Source organism: Seongchinamella unica (assembly GCF_004354085.1).
In the GTDB taxonomy this organism is placed as follows: Bacteria; Pseudomonadota; Gammaproteobacteria; order Pseudomonadales; family Halieaceae; genus Halioglobus; species Halioglobus unicus.
Genome location: NZ_SMSE01000002.1, coordinates 417038 through 438294, shown reverse-complemented (window position 1 = coordinate 438294; position 21257 = coordinate 417038). Strand labels below are relative to the sequence as shown.

At 59.2% G+C, this 21257-nt stretch carries 17 protein-coding genes; 4 read left to right on the top strand and 13 right to left on the bottom strand.

The genetic code is table 11. The features are described 5' to 3' along the window. Positions 1-7 precede the first annotated feature (7 nt). The 6 genes from E2F43_RS09065 to E2F43_RS09040 all read right to left on the bottom strand — a co-directional run bounded on the left by E2F43_RS09065 (position 8) and on the right by E2F43_RS09040 (position 7827). A complete protein-coding gene (locus tag E2F43_RS09065; protein ID WP_133211851.1) occupies positions 8-1090 on the bottom strand; it encodes a WD40/YVTN/BNR-like repeat-containing protein in 1083 nt (360 codons plus the stop codon). 82 nt (positions 1091-1172) lie between these two features. Continuing rightward, positions 1173-2534 carry a DUF1329 domain-containing protein gene (locus E2F43_RS09060; RefSeq protein ID WP_133211849.1) on the bottom strand — a complete coding sequence of 454 codons (1362 nt, stop codon included), beginning with the start codon at positions 2532-2534 and terminating at the stop codon, positions 1173-1175. Between the two features lie 54 nt (positions 2535-2588). Further along, positions 2589-4421 (bottom strand): DUF1302 domain-containing protein, encoded by a 1833-nt coding sequence (locus E2F43_RS09055; RefSeq protein WP_165954253.1) that lies wholly within the window; start codon positions 4419-4421, stop codon positions 2589-2591. Between the two features lie 450 nt (positions 4422-4871). Beyond that, positions 4872-5879 carry an SDR family NAD(P)-dependent oxidoreductase gene (locus E2F43_RS09050; RefSeq protein WP_133211845.1) on the bottom strand — a complete coding sequence of 336 codons (1008 nt, stop codon included), beginning with the start codon at positions 5877-5879 and terminating at the stop codon, positions 4872-4874. Positions 5880-5888: 9 nt separating this feature from the next. Then, entirely contained in the window at positions 5889-6641 is a 753-nt protein-coding gene (locus E2F43_RS09045) for an SDR family NAD(P)-dependent oxidoreductase (RefSeq protein ID WP_133211843.1), read from the bottom strand. Positions 6642-6738: 97 nt separating this feature from the next. After that, positions 6739-7827: an AraC family transcriptional regulator gene (locus tag E2F43_RS09040; RefSeq protein WP_133211841.1), complete on the bottom strand. Its 1089-nt coding sequence runs from the start codon at positions 7825-7827 to the stop codon at positions 6739-6741. A gap of 165 nt (positions 7828-7992) precedes the next feature. On the opposite strand from E2F43_RS09040, the gene E2F43_RS09035 reads away from it, so the two are divergent. After that, positions 7993-8751 (top strand): SDR family NAD(P)-dependent oxidoreductase, encoded by a 759-nt coding sequence (locus E2F43_RS09035; RefSeq protein ID WP_133211839.1) that lies wholly within the window; start codon positions 7993-7995, stop codon positions 8749-8751. Positions 8752-8754: 3 nt separating this feature from the next. Here E2F43_RS09035 and E2F43_RS09030 read toward each other — a convergent pair whose 3' ends face one another. From E2F43_RS09030 to E2F43_RS09015, 4 genes are all read right to left on the bottom strand, one after another. Continuing rightward, positions 8755-9687, bottom strand: a complete 933-nt coding sequence (locus E2F43_RS09030; protein WP_133211837.1) for an NAD-dependent epimerase/dehydratase family protein — start codon at positions 9685-9687, stop codon at positions 8755-8757. Position 9688: 1 nt separating this feature from the next. After that, the gene (locus tag E2F43_RS09025) at positions 9689-10783 is read right to left on the bottom strand and encodes an alkene reductase (protein WP_133211835.1); all 1095 of its coding nucleotides are present in this window, start codon (positions 10781-10783) and stop codon (positions 9689-9691) included. Between the two features lie 11 nt (positions 10784-10794). Next, positions 10795-11436: a nuclear transport factor 2 family protein gene (locus E2F43_RS09020; RefSeq protein ID WP_133211833.1), complete on the bottom strand. Its 642-nt coding sequence runs from the start codon at positions 11434-11436 to the stop codon at positions 10795-10797. Between the two features lie 305 nt (positions 11437-11741). Then, entirely contained in the window at positions 11742-13466 is a 1725-nt protein-coding gene (locus E2F43_RS09015) for an SLC13 family permease (protein WP_133211831.1), read from the bottom strand. 174 nt (positions 13467-13640) lie between these two features. Here E2F43_RS09015 and E2F43_RS09010 point away from each other — a divergent pair, with 174 nt between their 5' ends. Both E2F43_RS09010 and E2F43_RS09005 read left to right on the top strand, forming a co-directional pair. Beyond that, a complete protein-coding gene (locus tag E2F43_RS09010; protein WP_133211829.1) occupies positions 13641-14747 on the top strand; it encodes an alkene reductase in 1107 nt (368 codons plus the stop codon). Between the two features lie 237 nt (positions 14748-14984). Continuing rightward, entirely contained in the window at positions 14985-17339 is a 2355-nt protein-coding gene (locus tag E2F43_RS09005) for a putative bifunctional diguanylate cyclase/phosphodiesterase (RefSeq protein WP_133211827.1), read from the top strand. Here E2F43_RS09005 and E2F43_RS09000 read toward each other — a convergent pair. From E2F43_RS09000 to cysC, 3 genes are read right to left on the bottom strand one after another with little or no spacing between them, the layout of a single operon-like run. Further along, positions 17336-18292: a DHH family phosphoesterase gene (locus E2F43_RS09000; RefSeq protein ID WP_133211825.1), complete on the bottom strand. Its 957-nt coding sequence runs from the start codon at positions 18290-18292 to the stop codon at positions 17336-17338. The genes E2F43_RS09005 and E2F43_RS09000 overlap by 4 nt on opposite strands. A gap of 60 nt (positions 18293-18352) precedes the next feature. After that, the gene (gene sat / locus E2F43_RS08995; protein WP_133211823.1) at positions 18353-19540 is read right to left on the bottom strand and encodes a sulfate adenylyltransferase; all 1188 of its coding nucleotides are present in this window, start codon (positions 19538-19540) and stop codon (positions 18353-18355) included. A gap of 12 nt (positions 19541-19552) precedes the next feature. Beyond that, entirely contained in the window at positions 19553-20170 is a 618-nt protein-coding gene (cysC, locus tag E2F43_RS08990) for an adenylyl-sulfate kinase (RefSeq protein ID WP_133211821.1), read from the bottom strand. Positions 20171-20304: 134 nt separating this feature from the next. Here cysC and E2F43_RS08985 point away from each other — a divergent pair, with 134 nt between their 5' ends. Then, on the top strand, positions 20305-21189 hold the full coding sequence (locus E2F43_RS08985) for a LysR substrate-binding domain-containing protein (protein WP_133211819.1): 885 nt from the start codon (positions 20305-20307) through the stop codon (positions 21187-21189). Positions 21190-21257: the final 68 nt, after the last annotated feature.

Below are 21257 nucleotides of genomic sequence, written 5' to 3'. Positions count from 1 at the left end.
GAATCTGTTACTGGGGTAGTTGCAGCTTTTTGATGCCGGCGGGCCCGCCTACCAGCAGGCTACCCACGGGCCCCTGCGACACCGTGTAAATACGGCCGCCGCCGGAAATGGGCAGGAAGTTGAACGAGCGCCCAGCGTCTGAACTCACCAGCAATTCCCCGGCAATGCCAGCGAAAACAAGCCTGCCATCGTCGAGTACCGCAGAATCCACGATTGAACTGGTCGGCGGTTTTTGCACCTCTTCCCAGTTTTCGCCCTCGTCTTCGGTGCGGAACATGCGACCGCGCAAACCACCGAGGACGACCGCACCGTCCCGGGCGGCGGCGCTGGTGAAGAAGCTGCCTTCCCAGGGCACGCTCTCAACCTGTACCGCAGTTTCCGAGCGGGCGTCACCGATCAGGAACAGGCCCGCTTCGCCACTGAGGAAAAAGCGTGCATCGCCGGACAAATGGGCAAAGTCGAACAGGTGATAGAAGGAATGGTTCTCGGTGGTGTGCAACACGTGTTGCCAGTTCTGGCCGCCATCCTCGGTCTTGAGGATCATGCCGTAGGCGCCAAACACATGGCCGAATTCGCCATCGTGAAAATGCACCTTGAACAGCGGTTTATCCGCGCCCTGGGAAATGGCAAACTCCATCTCCTCTACCAGAAATGGGAAATCCTCGTTGTCGGGGTTTTCTTCCGCCATTTTGCGGTAAAAGGCCAGACCTTCCTCGCCATAGCGCAGCCCGTCATACTGCTTGACCCAGGTCTGGCCGCCATCGGCGGAATGCAGGATCACCCCCTCGTGACCCACGGCCCAACCCAGCTCTGGCGTTGGGAAATGGATATCCAGCAGTGAACTGCGGACCGGCACCTCTGCCTGGTTCCAGTTTTCACCATCCTCGGAATAAAGAATATGGCCGTGATGGCCTACCGCGAAGTAACGGTCATGGTACTTGTGGATGGCAAACACCAGCGACTTTGCAGCCAGTTCGCTGGGCACCGCCGGGAGCTCAAGCACATCGTAAGACTTCTGTGCGGAGACGGACGCCCAGGGCGCCAGCAAGAGACTGACACACAGGGCAACAAGCGATCTTCTTATTCCCATGGCACTGATTCCATTGGTTACTGATACAGGTAAAGCAAAAAAAGGGGCGTCGCTGGAGCAACGCCCCTATCTTCAGGCTGATTTAGCGTACACCGCCGCGCGCCATACCCTTGGGCGAGAACCAGCTGTCGTTCTGGTCCACGCCATTTTTGAACCCACCCGGCGAGGGTTTGGTGTTCAGGTTGTAAATACCCTGTACCAGGTCATAGGCACCGTAGGCGAAGTGGTAGTTTGACTTGATGTCATACAGGTTTGCCCCGTAGGCAAACTGGACTCGCCACAGGTTGCCCTGCCCGTCATAGTTTTCGCCGGCCAAACCGGCCCAGCTGTCTTCGTCAATGTAGAAGCGACGTTTGCTGTACAGGTGGCGGTTACCCTCTTTCAGGGTGGCCTCCACGATCCACATGCGGTGCTTTTCCCAACGAATGACTTCCGGGTCAATGAACTTTTCACCCAGGGTATCCTTCAGTTCCTGCTGGAATACGAAGTCGTAGGCTGAATAAGGCACGATTATTTCCTTTTTGCCTACCAACTTCCAGTCGAAACGCTCCGGAGAGCCGTTGAAGATAAACGAGTCATCGTAGGTAGAAGTTCCTGCAACACCAGGGTTTGGCGTGTCAAAGTTAACCGCGGGAGCCAGACGAACACGACGCTGGCCGGTCAGATACTGCCAGGCCTTGCGACCCTTGCCCTGGGTGAAGTCGGCGCCCGGTTCATGTACAAGCAGAATCTCGCCCGCGCGGCGAGCCGGTGCCTTGTAGTTGATACGCAATTTCAGCCACGGCGTGTCATCCATCACTTTTTCCGGAGTCTTATACATCGGCAACACGTTGCCCATGTAGCCGGTAGTCGAGAGAATCGGCTTCCCGTTGGAGCTTACATAGTAGGTATCGTAAGTTACCGTGTGGTCTGAAAGGTAGCGAGTCAGGTGGTTCCACAACACTTCCAGGCCGCTCTGGGGAATAGGGAATGGCACCCCCGGATAGGCGTTGGCGATACGCTGACCACCATCTTCCAGAGTAGCACCCGTCGCGTTCTTGGCGGAGTTCTCATAAACCCAATCAGGCACTACAAAGTCGCGCTTGGTGGGATACACATGCATTTTGAAACCATCGGGTCCCAACTTCTCGAAGATCGCCTTGGTGCCTTCGGTCAATACGTCCGCATACTCCATGTAGTTGTTAACATCAATGGTATAAAGCGGCTCTTCTCCCGGGTAGGCATCCACATAGTTGTCTGAGCCTGGTACAAAGTCTGCGGGGATGGGCGTACCCGCCGGGTTCCAGGGCGGAATACTGCCATCGGCATTGCCGGCGGCTTCTGCGCCCATGGGCGTGAGGTCCTTGCCCAGGCGGGCCGCCTCTTCCGGCGAAACCGCCGCCAGTGCAGTACCGGCGACGAAGCTACCGAGGCAGAGAGCAGCCAGAGTTTTCTTGAAAATCATAATAAATTCCTCTTTACGATATTGATATCGTTATACAAACAGACTAGACCAATCTTAGAAGGTTCGCTTTGCGGTAATGGAGATGTTGTCCCTGTCCTTCAACAGCCCGCCAATACCCGCGGCCACCGGGCCGAAGTAGGCGTTGTAACGGGCATCAATCGTCCACTTCTGGTCGATGCTAAGCTCCAGGCCGATGCTGCCGCTGCCACGCTCTTCATCACCACCGAAGGTGAAGGGGCTTTTCTCGCCATCAATCGTGTAGGAAACGGCGGCGATCGCGCTGAGATCCCAGCCGGGATACACCTGGTACCAGGTGGGCTTGAACACGCCGCCGATAGTGCTGACCACGCGGTCTTCGTAGACGCGGAAATCCAGCAACTCACAGTTTTCAGTACAGTCATCCAGCATCTGGAAAGTCGCTTCCAAAATGTAGCTGCCGCCGTCCCACAGCGCGCCGCTCTGGAGCAGGCCCAGGCCGTTAATCACCACAGACCAGACATCACCGACGGGGCCCAGGTAGTTGCCGGAGTCGTAGTCGCTAAACTCGCCGGGGATGTGACCCAATCCAAGGGTTCCCTGGATAGCGTCTACGAAGGCGTCCGGTGCCCCATAAAAACGGTTGAAGGAAGCGCCCAGGTCGGGAGCCAAACCAGTGTCCTTGCGCAACACGATGTCGGCACCAAAGCTGATGCCGCCAATCTCCTTGGCCAGGGAGATGGCATACAGATCGATATCGTCCTTGAACAGCCAACGAGCCTGACCGACAATCGCGGTACCGGTGTTGGGGTCAATCACGGGAGGGTTCGGCGGACACGGCTCAAGCACGCCCGCGGCGCAACCGCCATTCCAGACGGCTAACAGTCCAGCCGCAGCCGGCGTGCTGGGTGCCAGAGTGTAAGCCAATTGCCCGGTGTCAAAACCGGAGTGCAGGCCGTGCAGGTTCTTGTCGACGTAGTTCAGGTAGATAAAGCTGGTTTCCAGGGCCCAGGCATCCACCCAGTACTGGGCATTGAAGCCCCACTCGTCGCTGTCGTGCTTGTCTTTGTTCACCTGCATGCCAACGCGGATGGGCTCGCCGGCTATCACCGTCGCAAACTCGGTGTCCTCAGTCAGGCCTTCCGCCGGGCTGAAATAGGTGCCGCTTTCCGGCAGGCGGTAACGCTCGTGCTCAAAGCTGTAGTAGGCGTTCAGGGTCAGGTTGTCAGTCACCTGGAACACGGTAGACAGTTTTGCAGTCGGGCGGAACAGTTCCTTGGCCTCAGAGCCGGGCACCGAGAGTGCCTTCATGAAATCTACTGGCGCCATGGCGCCACCCACACCGGCAATAGCGCCGGTCGCCAGCAGGCTGTTGCCCCAGTAAATGGTGTGGCGCCCCGCGCGCACGCCCAGTGAGGTATCGCCGATAAACCAGTTACCGAACACAAATGCGTCGAGGATTTCCCCACCCAGGTAGTGCAGGTCTTTCGCCTCGTCAGTGTACTCCCCGGGATCCACACTGGGAGATGCCCAGGTGCGAAAGCGGTCAGAGGGGTGATCAGAATCCTTGTAGGCGTGGTCGTACCAGCCCGAGGCGCTGATACGGAAGCCGAAATCCTGCTTCCAGATCACGTCGAATTCCGACAGAACATCAAGGCGGGTACTGATAATACCCAGATTGCTGCGATCCACCGACAGGGTTGCATCATCCGCAAGACCCGCTCCCGTCGCGCTGTTTCCGCGGCCGCCCAGGTAAACATCCTTGTCCTGCTTGTCGACCCGAGACATGAGATTCGCCTTGAAGGTGTTATCCCAGCGAATTTCCCAGTCCTCGGACGTGTCAAATTGAAATGCCTGGGCCTGCGTACTGATGGCGGCGAGAACCGACATGGTTAGCAGCTTCTTTTTCATAGTACTTCCCTCTGCGAGTGCGTTGTGCGTGTTGTTCATCGTGCGGTTCAAGCCGCTCATTTTTATGGGTACGGGCGTGCGACATGCTCTGCTGCACAGGCGTTTCGCCAGACGACAGAGAGCGCTTCCTGAATCCCTGATTGTGACTTAACACAGTGGCCGACGCGTCGGTTCATTATCTGGCGATTCTTGTCGCCGGTCCGATTGCGGTTCGTGTCTATTGGACGCGAGGCCTGCCGCCCATCCTGCCGGCGGTACTTTTTCCCATATCGTGTCCACGCCGGGGCGCGGTCAAGAGCGACTTCCCGCCCCGATACCCGCACATATTACAACATGTAACACGACTTCAGGATATTGATAAGGGACATGGTTTTGTGATTTTAGGCCAAATTCCGGGAGAGAACAAAGTCCCGGCTGGAATAATACCGGTTTCGTCCATGCCTTGTTCGGCTAAAGCGCCAGCCTGCCGGCCGCGCGAGCGGATATCTCGCCCTGCTGATAAAGCCAGCGAATGCTGTCAGCCAGGGTTTCTTCCACCGGCCGGAACTGAAAATCCAGCTCGGTTTCTACGCGCCGGTTATCGAGCATGGCCCATTGCGTCGCATAGTTGAGCCCCTCCCGGCTGATCGGCAGATCCAGCGGCAGGACCGGCGCCAAGCGGTCGGCGAGACTGCCTGCCAGGCGCATCAGCCCGCCACTCATGGGCAGGGTCACGATCTTGCTCCCGGTGATCGACTCGAGCACAGGCGCCAGGGCCTTCCAGCTGAGATAATGACCGCCCAGGACGTAGCGATTGCTCGGGACTTCATACTGGATAATGTGCGCGTGAACCGCGGCAATGTCCCTGGCGTCGACGTACTGGGTACCGCTGCTCATCAGCGGCACGAACTTGCTCAGGTAGGTTTCCAGCCCCGTGTGAGCCTCAGTCATCTCCGGTGCGTCCGGGCCCAGAACCGTGGCCGGATAGGTGATGTAGACGGGGTGGCCTTCCGCCTGCAGCGAGCGAGCATACTTTTCACAAGCCACCTTGGAGCGACCATAGCCGATCGGATTGGGCCCGGGTGGTGAATCCTCGTCCAGCAACGCCGCTGAGGGATCGTACAACGCGGTTACACTGGAGACATGAATGATGGTCTGCAGCCCACACGCCACAGCGCCCCCCAGCACGTTGTGCGCCCCCTCCAGGTTGGTCTGGAATACCCGGTCCGCGTCCGCCGCCCGGGTCGATACCAGCGCAGCCACATGCACCACGCCGTCACACCCCTCGAGCGCCGCATTCACCGAGTCGGCATCGCCGATGTCGCCCTCTGTGTAATGCGTTATTACCCCTTTGCCATAGATGCGCTCCATCTTGGCAACCGAACGCACCAACAGGCTCACTTCAAGGCCTGCCGCACGCAGTGCCAGCACCGTGTGGTAGCCGATAAATCCGGTACCGCCTGTAACCATAACCCGCATACAACTGTCCTATGATATCAAGGCCTGGCCACCGTCAAGACCGATGGTCTGGCCGTTCACGTAAGCCGAACCCTCACCGCACAGCAGGGCAACAAAGCGCCCGATGTCCTGCTCGCAGTCACCCACTCGCCGTTGCGGAATTCTGGCGACAAACTCAGCCGCCTCGTCCGGGTTGTTATCCATCCACCAGGCCAGACCGGGAGATTTGGCATGGGGCATGATGACATTGCTGCGGATACCTTCGCAGCCCCATTCGCAGGCGGCCGCTCGGGTCAGGGCACGGATTGCTTCCTTGGTCGCGGCATAGGCCCCGTAACCACTCATATCCCATCGCTTGCCGGCGGAACTGGCAAGATTGATGATCACCCCCTCTCCCTTGAGATGAGGGTAACAGAGTTTCATCATCCGCAGCGTCGCCAGGGGACCGGATTCAAACCCCGCGGTAAACGCTTCATCGGTGACCTGCTCCAGCGTGCCCAGGGGAACCTCCTGGGCATTATTCACCAGTATCTGCAGTCCGCCGAAGTGGCTCACCACCGCATCGACACAAGCGGCCAGTGATTCGAGTGACTTTACCTGGCACTCTACAGCCAGCGCCTGGCCACCCCGCTCCTCGATCATCTCGCAGGTGGTTTCCAGTTTGGACAGGGTGCGCCCGGTGACCGCGACCCGCGCCCCTTCAGCTGCCAGTGCCAGGGCGATTCCCTGCCCTACTCCCTGACCCGCGCCGGTAACCAGCGCTACCTTGTTTGCTAATTGCATCAACTTTTCTCCGATGACCTGAAAAAGAATCACCATTATCCTCGATATACGAGACCTGGGTTGCAACCACAACAGCCAAATCGGCAGACTTTTCAGTTCAGTCGGGATCGTCACCCAGGGCCAGGATCTTCTCACGATAACTGCGCGGGGTCTCCCCGGTCCAGTTCTTGAAGGAGCGCACGAAAGAGCTGGGCTCGGTAAATCCGAGGTAATCTGACAGGTCGGCAATCCTCGCACCCTCATTGAGTAACTTGTCGATGGCCACCTGGCACCTGACCTCGTCTTTCAACTGCTGGTAACTGGTGGATTCACTCTGCAGGCGACGGCGCAGGCTTGATTCCGACATGTGCAACTGCGCAGCCATGTCGGCAAAGGAAGGCAGTCCCCGGCTCAGGTCGATACTGATAAGCGACTTGATGGCGGCACTGGTGCTCGCAGGTCTGCGCTCGATAAGAATCAGCTGGTAAATCGCGTTATCCAGCAGTTCCCGCAGGGAATCCGAAGTGTGGACAATCCGTCGTTGCAACTGCTCGGCAGCAAAGCTGAAATAGGTATCGTCGGCGTCGAACAGGACATTGCTGTGAAAGGTCGCAGAGAGGCTGTCATGGTACGCGGCATTGAGAAACGGTGCCGAAATATTGGCCTGCTCTATCTCCAGCGACTCGCCTACCAGCCAGCCGCACAGCGCATGCCAGATCAACAGGCCGGATGCCTTGGCGACGGTATCCTGATAATCGGCCCGATCCCAATCATCCGGCACCAGGGCCGCGGAGCCGCGCTCGGTAAAGCGGATCTGGTAACCCAGCTTCGCGGTATCTCCTGCCACCTCCAGCCACACCCGGTGGCCTATCATGGGGTACAGCATTTTTTCGTAGCGCTCGGCCAGCCCTATTGCGTCGCCCAGGGTGCGGGCACTGATCATGCAGTGACACATCAGCTCAAAGGCTTCGCTGCCAACCCCCGCCGCCCAGGGCAAGGGTTGTTTGAGTGTCTGCATTTCCAGCACCGCCTGCTTGTAGAGCCTCGAGTACTGCTGGCCCGGCAGGGTAGCGCCCGGCTCAAGCTTGAGGATGGCCTTGCGCGAAAGTCCGGCCCGGGCAGCGATCGGCTCCGCTTCCAGGCCAAGCTTTTCAAGGTAATCAAACAGACGCAGAACCTTGTGGACAGGTATCGTAACTTCGTACATATCAGTGCCGGAAGATTATGTTTATTAAATTGACCGCAGTGGCCCTATTCTCGCCAAAACCTCAGCCTATCATAAAGTCCCCGAGGGACAATGGATCCTCGCAACGGCAGGTGGCGCAGTCGAGGCCCCGCCCATGATACGGTTCATTCTCTGCTGGAGGCATTAATGGGATTACTGGATAACAAGGTCGGCATCGTCACCGGAGCTGGCCAGGGCATAGGCCGGGCAATCGCCACACGTTGCGCTGCCGAGGGCGCCAGCGTGGTGGTCGCTGACTTCAACCGGGAAATGGGCGAAGAGACCGTGGCACAGATACGTGCAGCGGGCGGCGAGGCCATATTCAGTTTTGGCGATGTCAGCGATGAGGATTCGGTCAGGGCCATGATCGATACGGTGGCTGCCAGCTACGGACGCCTGGATATCGCCTGTAACGGCGCCGCGTTGAGCAGGGGCTCCGGGCCTATCCACGAGTACGAGCGCGCAGTATTTGACGAGACCCTGCAGATGTGCCTCACCAATACGTGGCTCTGCATGAAATACGAAATACCGCTGATGCTCGCCCAGGGTGGTGGCGCCATCGTCAACATTTCCTCCAACGCTTCACTGCGAGGCCAGGCCTTTAACACCGCCTACGCAGCTGCCAAGAGCGGCGTCAATCTGCTCACCAAAAGCTCTGCCGCAGAATATGGTGCCAAAGGCATCCGCATCAACGCCGTATCCCCGGGCGTGATCAGGACACCGGGTGTAGAGAAGTATTTCAAAGAGCAACCGGAAATGGCCGAAGGATTGAAGCGCGCCGCAGTGATGAACCGGCTCGGCGAACCGGAAGAAATCGCCGAGGCTGTCGTGTTCCTGTGCAGCGATCGGGCCTCGTTCATCACCGGCCAGATACTGTCGGTCGACGGCGGCGCTGCCGTCAAGTAACTCTCAGCGTTTATCCTGCAAAAGCTCCGGGGCCAGGTGTTCGACCTGGCTGCGAATTCCCTCGCGCCAATCGACCCGGGTCGGGCCAATCAGGCGATGCATTTTCCCAGTGTCGATGGCCAGGCTGCCAAAGCTCCTGGGATTTTCCGCGAATACCGGTTCCAGACCGGTCAGCTCACTGAGGTACGCACACCACTGTTCAATACTGACCTGTTGCGAACCCCCGAAGTTTACCGTGGTAACGTCGGGGCTGGCCGCCGCCAGCAGGTAGGGGATTTTTTCGATATAGTCATTCACATGCAGCGGATTGTAGTAATTCGGTTTTTCCGGGTGCAGTTCAATGGGAATCCCCTGTTGCATCATCAACAGGTGAAAATACATCCAGCCACCGTTGTCTCCGTACGGCACGCTCAGGCGGGCAATTGTGGTGGGAATTCCCTGGCTGTGGGCAACAAAACGACACACGGTTTCCGCCGCTATTTTCGAAATACTGTAGGTCGGGAACATTACCCGGTGGTTATCCCCCAGCGGCGATGTTTCATCACGCGGTTCATGCCCGGCGTACTCGTACACCGCCGTTGAAGAAAAGTGCAAAAAGCTGCTGGCGCTGGCACAACGCTGCATGAGGTGCCCCACCCCCTCGGCATTGGCCGCCAGGTCGTAATCAAAGTCACCGGTCTTGACCACCGCAAAGTTCAGTACATAGTCGATGTCATCCGGAATCCCGGCCAGGGTCTCGGGCCTGGCCAGGTCAGCCTGAATCGCGGTGGCGCCAAGACGCTCCACTTTCTCCCGATCTTCGGCCTTACTGAATCTCGCCAGGGCGTAGACGTCAGCGATGGCCGCGTAGTGCGCAACCACCGGCAGGGCGACCTGGCCGGTGGGGCCAGTGATCAGTATTTTGCGTCCAGTGAGATCTACGGGTTGAACAGGCATGTCATCCTCCCTGCGTAATCGCGGTATTGGCATGATCGCCGGCCAGCGGCGGATAATCGGTGTAGCCCCGCGCCCCTGGCGTATACAGGGTCGCGGCATCAAATGTCGCCAGCCCGGCGCCCAATCGCCAGCGCTGTGGCAGGTCGGGATTGGCGATGAAGCTGCGACCAAACGACACGGCGCTCAGTTGGCCGGCGGCGACGGCTGCCGTCGCTTCCTCCAGGCTGAAACTGTCATTGCCGATCAACCGATCGCCAAACCAGGCCTGCCCGAGGGCGAGATTGTCCACCCGGCCGGCCGGCAGGCGAATCACATGGAGGTAGGCGAGTTCCATCGCCGCGGCATGTTCCAGCAGGTAGCCAAAGGTTTCGCCGGGGTCTTCGTCGACCAGATCGTTGAAGGGATTATCCGGACAGATCCGCATCCCGATGCGAGCGGCGCCACGGACAGTGGCGATCGCCTCCAGTACTTCCAGCACAAAGCGGGCGCGGTTCGCCACGCTGCCGCCATACTGGTCCTCGCGCCGGTTGGTGCCCGTCGACAAAAACTGGGCCGGCAGATAGCCGCTGGTACAGTGCAATTCCACGGCGTCAAAACCGGCGTCAAAAGCATTTTCCGCGGCCTGGCGATACTCTTCCACGACCCCCGCCACTTCCGCAGTGGTCAGGGCCCGGGGTGCATCCATGGGTTGCATGGCAGCCTGGTCCGTATAAATCTCAGCACTGGCGGCAATAGCCGACGGCGCCACGGTTTCGGCACCGTCCGGTTTATTGTAATGACTCGCTACCCGGCCCACGTGCATCAACTGGGCTGCAATGCTGCCACCCGCTTCGTGTACCGCGTCGGTCACCTGGCGCCATGCGCTCACCTGCGCAGAATTATAAATGCCGGGGGTACGGCAATAACCCAGGCCATTGGCACTGGGGGCAATTCCCTCGGACACGATCAGTCCAGCGCCTGCCCGCTGCCGGTAATACTCGACCATCAACGCATTGGGCAGCGCCTCAGCGCCCGCCCGACTGCGGGTCATGGGCGCCATTACAATCCGGTTGCGCAACTGCAATTCGCCCAGTTCCAGCGGCGTGAATAAATCCATCCTGTACTCTCCTAGCGCACTCTGATTTTGGGCTCCGCCGCCCCGCGGCGCATTGTCAGCAGAAACTGCTCCAACGGCGCCGGGGGAGCAACCTCCGGCTCGTCCTCCTGCGGCGGGCTGGACCAGAACTCCTGCCAGGAGGGCCACAGCTCATGATAGGCACCGCTGTAGGGCTCGCGATCCGGCCAGCGCATTTTGTTATCCCCTACCGGGGGTCTGGTGATATCGGTTGCGTACCAGTAGCAGGGCAAGCGCCGGCGAAAATACCAGCGACCGCGGATGCGTTCGTAATTATCCCAGTACAGCATCTGCATGATCACCCATTCGCTGCTCCCGTCGGCGCGCGGCGTTTCGTGTTCATTCTTGCTGTACACCACACCCCGGGCATGATCCGCATCGTCAAATTCGATGATGTGATTGCCTATATGGTGGGACGTACCGGTAAACTGCAGTCGCAGGGTATCGTCCAGCCAGCGCTTGAGGTGCGACCGCCCCACCTTTTCCCGACTCACCCTGATATCTTCGGCAAAGAGGTTGACGTGTGAATCGAGGTCGCGCATGTCCAGCGACAGGGAGTACTTGGCCGCCAGCTGGCGAATCTCATCCAGTGACTCCAACCGGTCTACGCGTTCCAGTAATGTAGGTTCTGCCATCAATGGGTCTCCTTCCGGCAACAGGAGGGAGCTTATGGTTGGCGCTGGCACCGGGCAACCACCAGACCACTCATTTTCGCTGGCAATAACGATCATCGATCAAATACGCCAGGATGGTACAACTATTAAGGTGACCACGCCGATGGACACACAACCGTGACCCGGATGCGCGAGTAAGGGCGCGGTGAAGCAACCGCATGACCTCGCAGCCAGCGCCGGCTGCCCTGTGGGGGTACTGACTGGACTCGATCGCGAATCAGCGAATCGGCGAAGGGCCTGAGCGCCGGGCCGGGCCTGGCCTGTCTTCAGAATGGGAACACCCTGGGTAACAGAACAATCACGGCCGCGGAGTAGACAACGGACACCGGCAGCCCCGTCCGGAAGTAATCCTTCAGCGAGTAGCCACCCAGGTTCTGGACCATGAGATTGGTGGTATAGCCATAGGGCGTCAGGAAACTGGCACTGGCGCCAAAAGCTACCGCCATCACAAAGGGCATGTGGGACAAACCGTAACTTTCCGCCAGGCCAAAGGCGATCGGAAACACCAGTGCAGCGGCGGCATTATTGGTCATCAGTTCGGTCAGCAGCAGCGTACCGAAATAAATTCCGGCCAGGGCTGCGTAGGGTCCAAGCACCGCCAGGTGATCGTGCAGAAAATTCGCCATGACGCCTACCACGCCCGCATTGGTCAGCGCCTGCGATAATGTCAGGGCTGAAGCAATGATCAACCACAGTTCAAAGGGGAAGCGTCGCCGTAATTCGGACCCGCGTACCACCCCCATCACCAGCATACAGACCAGCAGGAAAGTCATACCCTTGATTAGCGGCACAATGTCCAGGGTTGCGAGGGCGATCACCGCCACCAGAATCGCAGTAATGCTGTAGTTCTGCACCGGGGTTGTCTTTACCCCACCCACCGATTCATCAACCACGACAAAATTCTTGTCCAGGTTCTTGCGCTCGTTGAAGTCAGCCCCCACCGCAAGCATCATATTGTCACCGGCCTGGATCGTGATGTTCCCCAGCTTTCCGGACAGACGCTTGCCGCCCCTGCGCATTCCTACAACCGCCGCATCGAACAGTGAGCGAAAGCCGCTGTCCTTTATGGTCTTGCCCTCGATCGAGGCGTTGGGCATGACGATAACCTCGACCATGTTCTCTCGCAGCAGGCCCTCTTCCACCGCGAACAACTGCAGACCCGCGAATTGTTCCAGGGCGTTAACCTGGTTGATGTCACCGGAAAAAATCAGCTTGTCGCCAGCTTCGATGAATTCGTTGGGTGATACCGGTGAAATCAGGTGTTCATCGCGGACGATCTCCACCAGGAACAGGTCTTCCAGGTCACGCAGGCGGTTATCCATAATGGTCTTGCCCACCAGCGGCGAGTCCCCTGCCACCTCCGCTTCGATCAGGTACTCGTTGATGTCGATGCTGCTATCCTCCGAGACCGGCAGCAAGCGAGCACTGAAAAGCAGTGTCAGCAGCCCCAGGACCGTCACCGACAGCCCCACCAGCAAAAAATCAAAGAAAGCCAGACCCTGGCCGGTAACATCCTCGAGAAAGCTGCTGACAATCAGGTTGGTGGACGTCCCGATCAGGGTCATGGTGCCACCGAGAATGGCCGCATAGGACAGGGGGATCAGTAACCGGGAGGCGGGATGATGCTTGTTACTGCGTACCGTGTGCGCCAGCGTGGCGACCACTGCGGTATTGTTGACGAACGCCGAGAAAAACGCGGTGACAGCCCCCAGGCGCAGCAGGCTGGCGTTATAGCCCGGGGTGATCAGCTTGCCCGACATGCGGGTCAGCCAGGACAACTTTTCCAGGCCCACGGAGACCAGCAATAACAGAATCAGGGTCATCAATCCGCTGTTGGACGCTTTCGTCAGCACGTCGGCCGTGTCCACCAACCCGAGGAAATACGCCGACAGCATGGCACAGGTGAATACCCAGACTGCCGGCCAGTCAGTAAAGATCAGGCTGCCCAGCAGGCACAGGAATAAACCGGCAATCAACAACTGATCAATCATTAATCTATTCTGTGTTACCCAAATTCGAGGGCCTAGCATACTGGGTTGTTGGCCGAGTGGACAACCGAACCGGGACATAGTCTGGAGAGCTGGACCAAACATCGCCATTGCTCCCCACTGCTGGCAATCCGGTCCCCCGGCGCGATAATACCCCAGAACCCCGAGGCTGACCCCATGACCAACAGCAGTTCCCTTTTCAGCAGCGTTAAACTGGGCGCGCTGGCCATGAACAATCGCCTGGCGATGGCTCCCATGACCCGGGCACGCGCTCCCGACCGTGTGCCGAACGAAGCCATGGTGCGTTACTACGCGCAGCGCGCCGGTGCCGGCCTGATTATCAGTGAGGCAACCCAGGTATCGGTACAGGGCACCGGGTCGATTGCCACACCCGGGATACACAGTGATGCGCAAGTCGCCGGCTGGCGCCGGGTAACCGATGCTGTTCACGCCCGGGGGGGCACGATGATTTGCCAGATCTGGCACGTGGGGCGAGTGTCGCACGCCTGCTTCCAGGCCGACGGCCAGCCACCGGTGTGCTCCTCGGCCACGGCCGGTGCAATCAACACCTTCACGGCCAATGGCTTCGAGCCATGCACGCCGCCAAGGGCGCTATCCCGACAGGAGATCCCCGGCGTGGTGGAACAATACCGCCTGGCGGCCGAATGCGCCCTGGAGGCGGGCTTTGATGGCGTCCAGGTACATGCCGCCAGCGGCTACCTCATCGACCAGTTTCTGCGAGACGGCGTCAACCGACGCAGCGACAACTACGGCGGCAGTGTGGCGAACAGGGCCAGGTTCCTGCTGGAAGTCACCGATTCGGTGTGTGGGGCAATCGGTGCGGAGCGGGTGTCGGTGCGACTGTCACCGTTTACCGAAACCTGGGATTGCAAAGACAGCGACCCCGGAAGCATCTTCAGCCATGCCGCAGCGGAACTGGACAAACGCGACCTGGCCTTCCTTGAGATTGTGGAGCGCGGGTTTGACTCGGTGGCGGTCAGCACATCAACGGCCGCTGATACCAACGCATTCTGCCCCGCCGACCTGCGCACCCTGTATTCCGGCGCGCTCATGGTCAACGGCTGCTATAACCAGGCCAGCGCCAGCCATGCCATCGACAGCGGATACGCAGACGCCGTATCCCTGGGCCGTCCCTTTATATCGACCCCCGACGTGGTCGAACGCTATCGGGCGGGTGTCGCCCTCAACCCGGAGGTAGACTCCGTGCACTGGTACGGTGGCGGCGAGCAAGGTTACTGCGACACCCCGAGCATGGAGGGATAAAATTCAGCATTCCCGGTTGCCCGGGAACAAGAACCTGCCCCGAGCGCTGCGCTTCATTGCATCGCTTCCTCGCCTCGTGATATTTTTAGTGCAATAACTAGTTTTTCCATGGATTCCGGGAAGCAGGCAACGGCCCGGCGGAAAATCAATAACAGTTCCCAAGGCAGGGAGTAAGGGGCACATCGACATGAATTGTCTCACGCGCGTCTGCGTTGTCGTCAGCGCGGTGCAGCCTGTATGAGCATCGCCACGCGATTCAGCCTGTTGTTCGCCGCGGCGATTGCGGTGATAGGGATCGTGGCGGGCCTGGCCACCGCCGCCCGGGAATACCGCGTGCAATTCGAGCGCGCGGTTGAACGAACCGAATCACGACTGCTCGGCAACCCCGGCCTGCAATATTTCATCTACAGTGAAGACAGCGCAAAACTGACGACCGCCCTGGAAGATTTCATCGCTGAACAAAGCAGTGTCTACGCCCAGGCATTCAGTGGCCTGGGGGACAAACTGGCCCAGGTAAAACGACCCGGTACCGCAGACATCAAGCCGGCGGCTTTCAGCCTGGTACGCGGCCCGCTGATGGCAGCGGACACCGGCCTGCGCTCCTTCGACCAGCGGACCGGCGCCCCCCGCGACAGCGGTTTCTGGGCCGCCCTGACCGGTGGCAGTTCCGTGATATACCACAGCCTGCCGGTCTTCACCGAAGTCAATACCGGCAGGAGCGGGCTGACGCCGGCGGACTTTGCGATCGCCCTCACATCCGGTAGCGGCAGTCCCAGCCAGCGGGTGGTCGGGTACCTGCACGTGGTGCACGATGGCGGTGTCGTCAGGGCCGCCGCCCTGGGCGCCGGCCTCAGGGTGTTCCTGTTCAGCCTGGGGCTGGCGGTGGTCTCCGGCCTGCTTGCCTGGGTATTTACCCGCCGGGTGACGCGCCCGTTCCGCGATCTGGCGAACATGGCGGATTCGGTGGCCGCGGGAGAGGTCCGCGAACTGATCAAGGTCGAGGGCGGCGGCGAGCTGCAGGATATTGCCCGGTTGTTCAACAGCGTAATCCAGGGCTTCAATGACTCCAGGAAAGTTCACGAAGTCGACAAACACCTGCTCAGCCTCAAGGTTGAGGAGCGCAGTTCCCAGCTCACCGAAAGAGACGAAGCCCTGTCCCGGGTGGTGGGTGAGGCCGAACAAGCCCAGAGTCGGTTGCACCGACTGGCCAACTACGACAGGCTCACTGCCCTGCCCAACCGCAACCTGCTCACCGCGCAGCTGGAGCTGTTGTTGAAACTGAACCAGCGCAACGGGCACACCCTGGCGCTACTGTTTATCGATCTCGCTGACTTCAAGCGGGTCAACGACTCCCTGGGCTTGAGCGCGGGAGACCAACTCCTGCTTGAGGCGAGCAAACGCATTATCCGGACGGTGCGCGACAGCGACCCGGTAGGCCGGATCGACGGCCCGGGCACCGACATTAATGTTGCGCGCCTCAGTGGCGATGAATTTACGGTTATCCTCAATCAGCTGGATTCGCCAACCTCGGCAGAAACAGTCGCCCGCCGCCTGCACCAGAACCTGAGCCAAGCGATGACCGTCGACGGCCACGAACTGGTACTGCATCCGGCGATCGGCATCGCCATCTCCCCCGGTGATGGCAAGGATGTCGAGAGCCTGTTAAAGGCAGCCAGCGTCGCCAAATTTCATGCCAAGCAGACCGGTACTGACGGCATCCAGATGTATACGGCGAGTATGGGCAAGGAAGGCGAGGAGCGTATTCGCCTGGAATCGGAATTACGTAAAGCGATCGAGAACAACGCCCTGTCCCTACATTACCAGCCCCAGATAGACACCCACTCCGGTTCCGTCGTCGGCGCCGAGGCACTGCTGCGCTGGAACCATCCCGAACTCGGAGACATACCGCCAGGCACGTTCGTGGCCATTGCTGAGGACATCGGCCTGATGCGACAACTGGGTGACTGGGCGCTGGTGGAAGCCTGCCGGCAATTGCGCGAATTTACCGACCAGGGCCTGAAACTGGCGAAGATGGCGATCAATGTTTCGGCCGAGCAATTTTGCGACGACTTCATCCAGCGGGTCGGCAGTGCTATCGACCAGAGCGGCATCGAGCCACGACAACTGGAACTCGGCCTGACCGAGGCGATCATGTGCAGTAACGACCCTGAGACATTGGCGGCACTCAGGATGCTCAAGGAGAGCGGCGTCTACCTGTCGGTGGATGACTTCGGCACCGGCGACTCTCCGCTGGGCTATCTCGCCCGTTTCCCGCTGGATGAACTGAAAATCAGTCGCAGCTTTCTGCTCGAGGCGACCAGATCAGAGGCGGGTGCCAGGCTGGTGACGGCCATCATCGCTATGGCCAGACACCTGGGGCTGAAAGTCCTGGCAACCGGCGTGGAAACCGAAGCGCAATTTCACTTTCTCACCGGCAACGGCGCTCACCTGATCCAGGGCTACCTGTTCTGCGAACCGGTGGCGGCGGAAGATCTGGCCCCCATGCTCACGCCCTGGCACTTTGTCGACCAGGTGCAGAAACTGGCGGATTCGGCCCCGGATAGCGCGGGGGCCGAGCCACTCAAGAGCTAGTTCCTGTAAGCAGTGGACAGCGCCGCCACGAACTCATCCAGCATGTCCGCGGGCAGGTCATTGATCCCTGCCGCCGCAGCACGTCCTCCCCCGGTGGGAAACTGCATGCACAGTTCCGCAGCGCCCTGCTTGTTGGCCAACGGCGCCCTCACACTCACCAGGAAGTTACCGTTGTCTTTCAAGGTCAGTACTGCATGAGCACGCCCGGGGTTGGCAGTAGCCAGTTCATTGCTGTAGACACCACTGACTCGACGCGCCCAGGCCTCATCGGGCAACTGAAACACGGCCACCGCGTCGCTGGCATGCATTGGCGACAGATCTGCAGCCCGTGCCATGTCGGCAGCGTAGCCGTGACTGAGACGGGTAAAGTCCGCTGAATGGTTGACGAAATCCAGGGCACTTTCCGCGGCCAGCAAACGCCGGTACAGGTCCTGCGGATCGAAATACAGGTCCTCGATTGCAGGACCGTAGCCGTTGTAGTTGATGCACACACCCAACTGCTCCAGCTTCTGGAGATCTTCGCTGGAAATATCCATCCCTCTGGCCAGGGAGTGTGCTGTGTCTTTCAGGTTGTCGCCGAAGGCGCCGGTAACCGCCCAGTCCAGATGGGCACCCTGCAGGTGCCCGTTGACCAGCGCCGCGGTGCAGACGTCCGGCGCCTCGTTAATAATGCTCTGCAAAGCTGGATGCCGGGGGACCTCCCCTGGAAAATGGTGATCCACATAGAACACGGACGCACCGGCTGCCAGTGCTCTGTCCAGCCCTGACCGGTTCTTGTCCATGGACACATCGAGCACTGTCAACCTGTCACCCGGCCGAGCTTCTACCTTGTCCATCAGCTTGATGTCACGCTTGACGCCAGTCACCAGGGTGGCATCCCGAGGCTCGGCCTTGCGCAGTTGCAACAACGCACAGATACCATCGGCGTCGCCGTTGAAAATATCGTAGTCCATGGTGTTTTCCTCAATGGGCGAAGACTCATCCAATAGGATGAGCCAACGCCGGGGGACTCATCAGCTGTCGAGCGACTGGTAATAATCCGAGAGAATTTTTGCCACTTCCGGACGGGAGAATTCCGGGGGCGGCGCAATACCCTTGCCGAGCATCTCACGCACTGCAGTACCGGACAGCAGCACGAAATCGTCCTTGCTGTGATCCGGAGCGTCGCGCATCATCACCACCTTGTTCAGCTTCTTGCTGAATGCGGTGTGGTCAGCCTTGTAAATTTCCAGCTCCAGCGCGCCCTCGGGCACCTCCTCGTCGAAGATGGTCTGCGCATCAAACCCGCCATAGTAATCTCCTACGCCCGCATGGTCGCGGCCGACGATCAGGTGGGTACAGCCACAGTTCTGGCGGAATACGGCATGCAGCACCGCTTCGCGCGGTCCCGCGTAGAGCATGTCAAAGCCGTATCCGGTAATCATCACGGTGTTGGCGGGGAAATAAACCTCGACCATTTTCCGAATCGCCGCATCGCGCACGTCGGCAGGAATGTCGCCCGGCTTCAGCTTGCCGAGCAGCATGTGGATCAGAATGCCGTCTGCACCCAGGTCGTCCATTGCCATACGGCACAGCTCTTCATGGGCGCGGTGCATGGGATTGCGGGTCTGGAAGGCGACAACCTTCTCCCAGCCGTGTTCGGCAATTTCGTTGCGGATTTCCACCGCGGTGCGGAAGGTATCGGGAAAATCGGCCTGGAAGTAAGAAAAGTTCAATACTTCGACAGGACCTGAGAGCATGGTTTTGCCCAGGCTCTTGAACGTGGCGACACCGGGATGCTGGTCATCCAGGGTGCGGAAGATCTTTTCAGCCATGAAATCGATCTTCTCATCGCTGACAGCTTCAACCGCTTCCACGTGCATAATCGCCAGCACCGGGTTGCCTTCCATATTCGGATCGCGCAGGGCGATCCGGCTCCCCACTTCAACGCCGGTCTCGTCTGTCATATTGACGATCGGAACGGGGAAAAACAGTCCGGAAGTGGTGTGCATGTTCTCCGCCACCGCCATCGCATCCGCCAGATTCATATAACCGGTGAGCGGGTTGAAATAACCGCCACCGAGCATGACTGCGTTGGCGGCTGCGGCCGAGTTGAGCAGCAGGGAGGGCAGGGTTTCCGCCTCGGCAACGAGGGCATGGCGTTTTTCGCTGTCGTAGACGAACAGGGGATTCAGTTGATCGGAGCCGTGGGGCTTTATCATGGTGTTCTCCGCTTACTGGTTGATGATGCCGCGTTCACGCAGCACGGAAAGAATCTGCTGCACTTCCTCTTCCAGGCTCTGCTGGTCGGAGTGCAGGTGAATTTCGGGGTTTTCCGGCGCTTCATAGGGATCGTCGATACCGGTGAAGTTCTTTATCTCCCCCGCGCGGGCTTTCTTGTACAGGCCCTTGGGGTCACGACTCTCGGCCGCCTCCAGCGAACAATCCACAAAAATTTCGATGAAATCCATGCCGGCGGCGTCGTGCAATTCGCGCACCTGGTCGCGGTCGGCACGATAGGGGCTGATAAAGCTGGACAGCGCAATCACGCCACTGTCGACAAACAGCTTGGATACCTCGCCGATGCGACGAATATTCTCGGTCCGGTCCTCGGCAGAGAACCCGAGATTCTTGTTGATACCCATGCGCACGTTATCGCCATCCAGTCGATAGGAAACAATACCCATTTCGTTAAGCGTGCCCTCGAGTTCGACCGCGACCGTGCTCTTGCCCGACCCGGACAGCCCGGTAAACCAGAGTGTGGCTCCCTTGTGGCCCAGAATTTTTTCGCGGTGTTCGCGGGTGATATCGCCCTCGTGCCAGTGCACGTTGGTGGCTTTTTGCTCTGCCATTGGATACTCCTTTCAGCTGCCTGTTGGCTTTATTGGTAATCTTGCGGGATGCAGGTTACGGCCATTGGAGCCATATGTAAAACAGGATATTATGGGAGCCACCATCGGTTTTACCGATAGCCGGAGAATCGCTAATGAAGTACACCCTGCGTCAGCTGCAAATCTTCCTGGAAGTTGCCAGACAACAGAGCATATCCGGTGCAGCCCAGAGCCTGCACATGTCCCAGTCTGCCGCCAGTGAAGCGCTACAGAATCTGGAGCACGCCTATGAGATCGCGCTGTTCGACCGGGTCAGCAACAAGCTGACGCTCAACGCGGTGGGCCAGACCGTGCGCAAGGAGGCCCAGTCCCTGCTGGACCATGCGCTCAGCTTTGAGGAGGTGCTGCAATCCCACAAGGAGATCGGGCACATCAAAGTGGGCGCCAGTTTCACCATCGGCAACCACCTCGCTACCCGCTACCTGGCCGGCTATCTGGATCATTACCCGGACGCGGATGTCGCCCTGGAGATCGCCAATACGCCCGAGATCGTCGCCCGGGTGCTCAATTACGAAGTGGACATCGGCATGATCGAGGGAGAAGTGCAACAGCGTGAACTGGAACTGATCCCCTGGCGCGACGATGAACTGGTGGTGTTCTGTGCCGCCAACCATCCGCTCGCCGCCAAACGCAACCTCTCCACCCGCGACATCAAGGATGCCGCCTGGATTTTGCGGGAGCCCGATTCCGGCGCCCGCCTGACGTTCGACAAGGCCATGGCGGGCCTGCTACCCCACATCAACGTCTATATGGAGTTCAAGCACAACGAGGCAATCAAGAATGCGGTTGAGTCTGGCCTGGGCATCGGCTGCCTGTCACGCATCGTTCTCGAGCGCAATTTCGCCAATGGCGACCTGGTGCCGCTGGAATTGCCGCGGCGCAATATGCGCCGGACATTTTACTTTGCCCTGCCTCGCAAACGCTTTCCGCTGGAGTCGGTTCAGTTCTGGATGGACACCTGCAGGGAAGTGGACGCCTGACATCAACACCCGAATCGGCAGGCTGGATACCGCCGGGTCATCCATATTAAGATCGTTGTCTCCCGCAC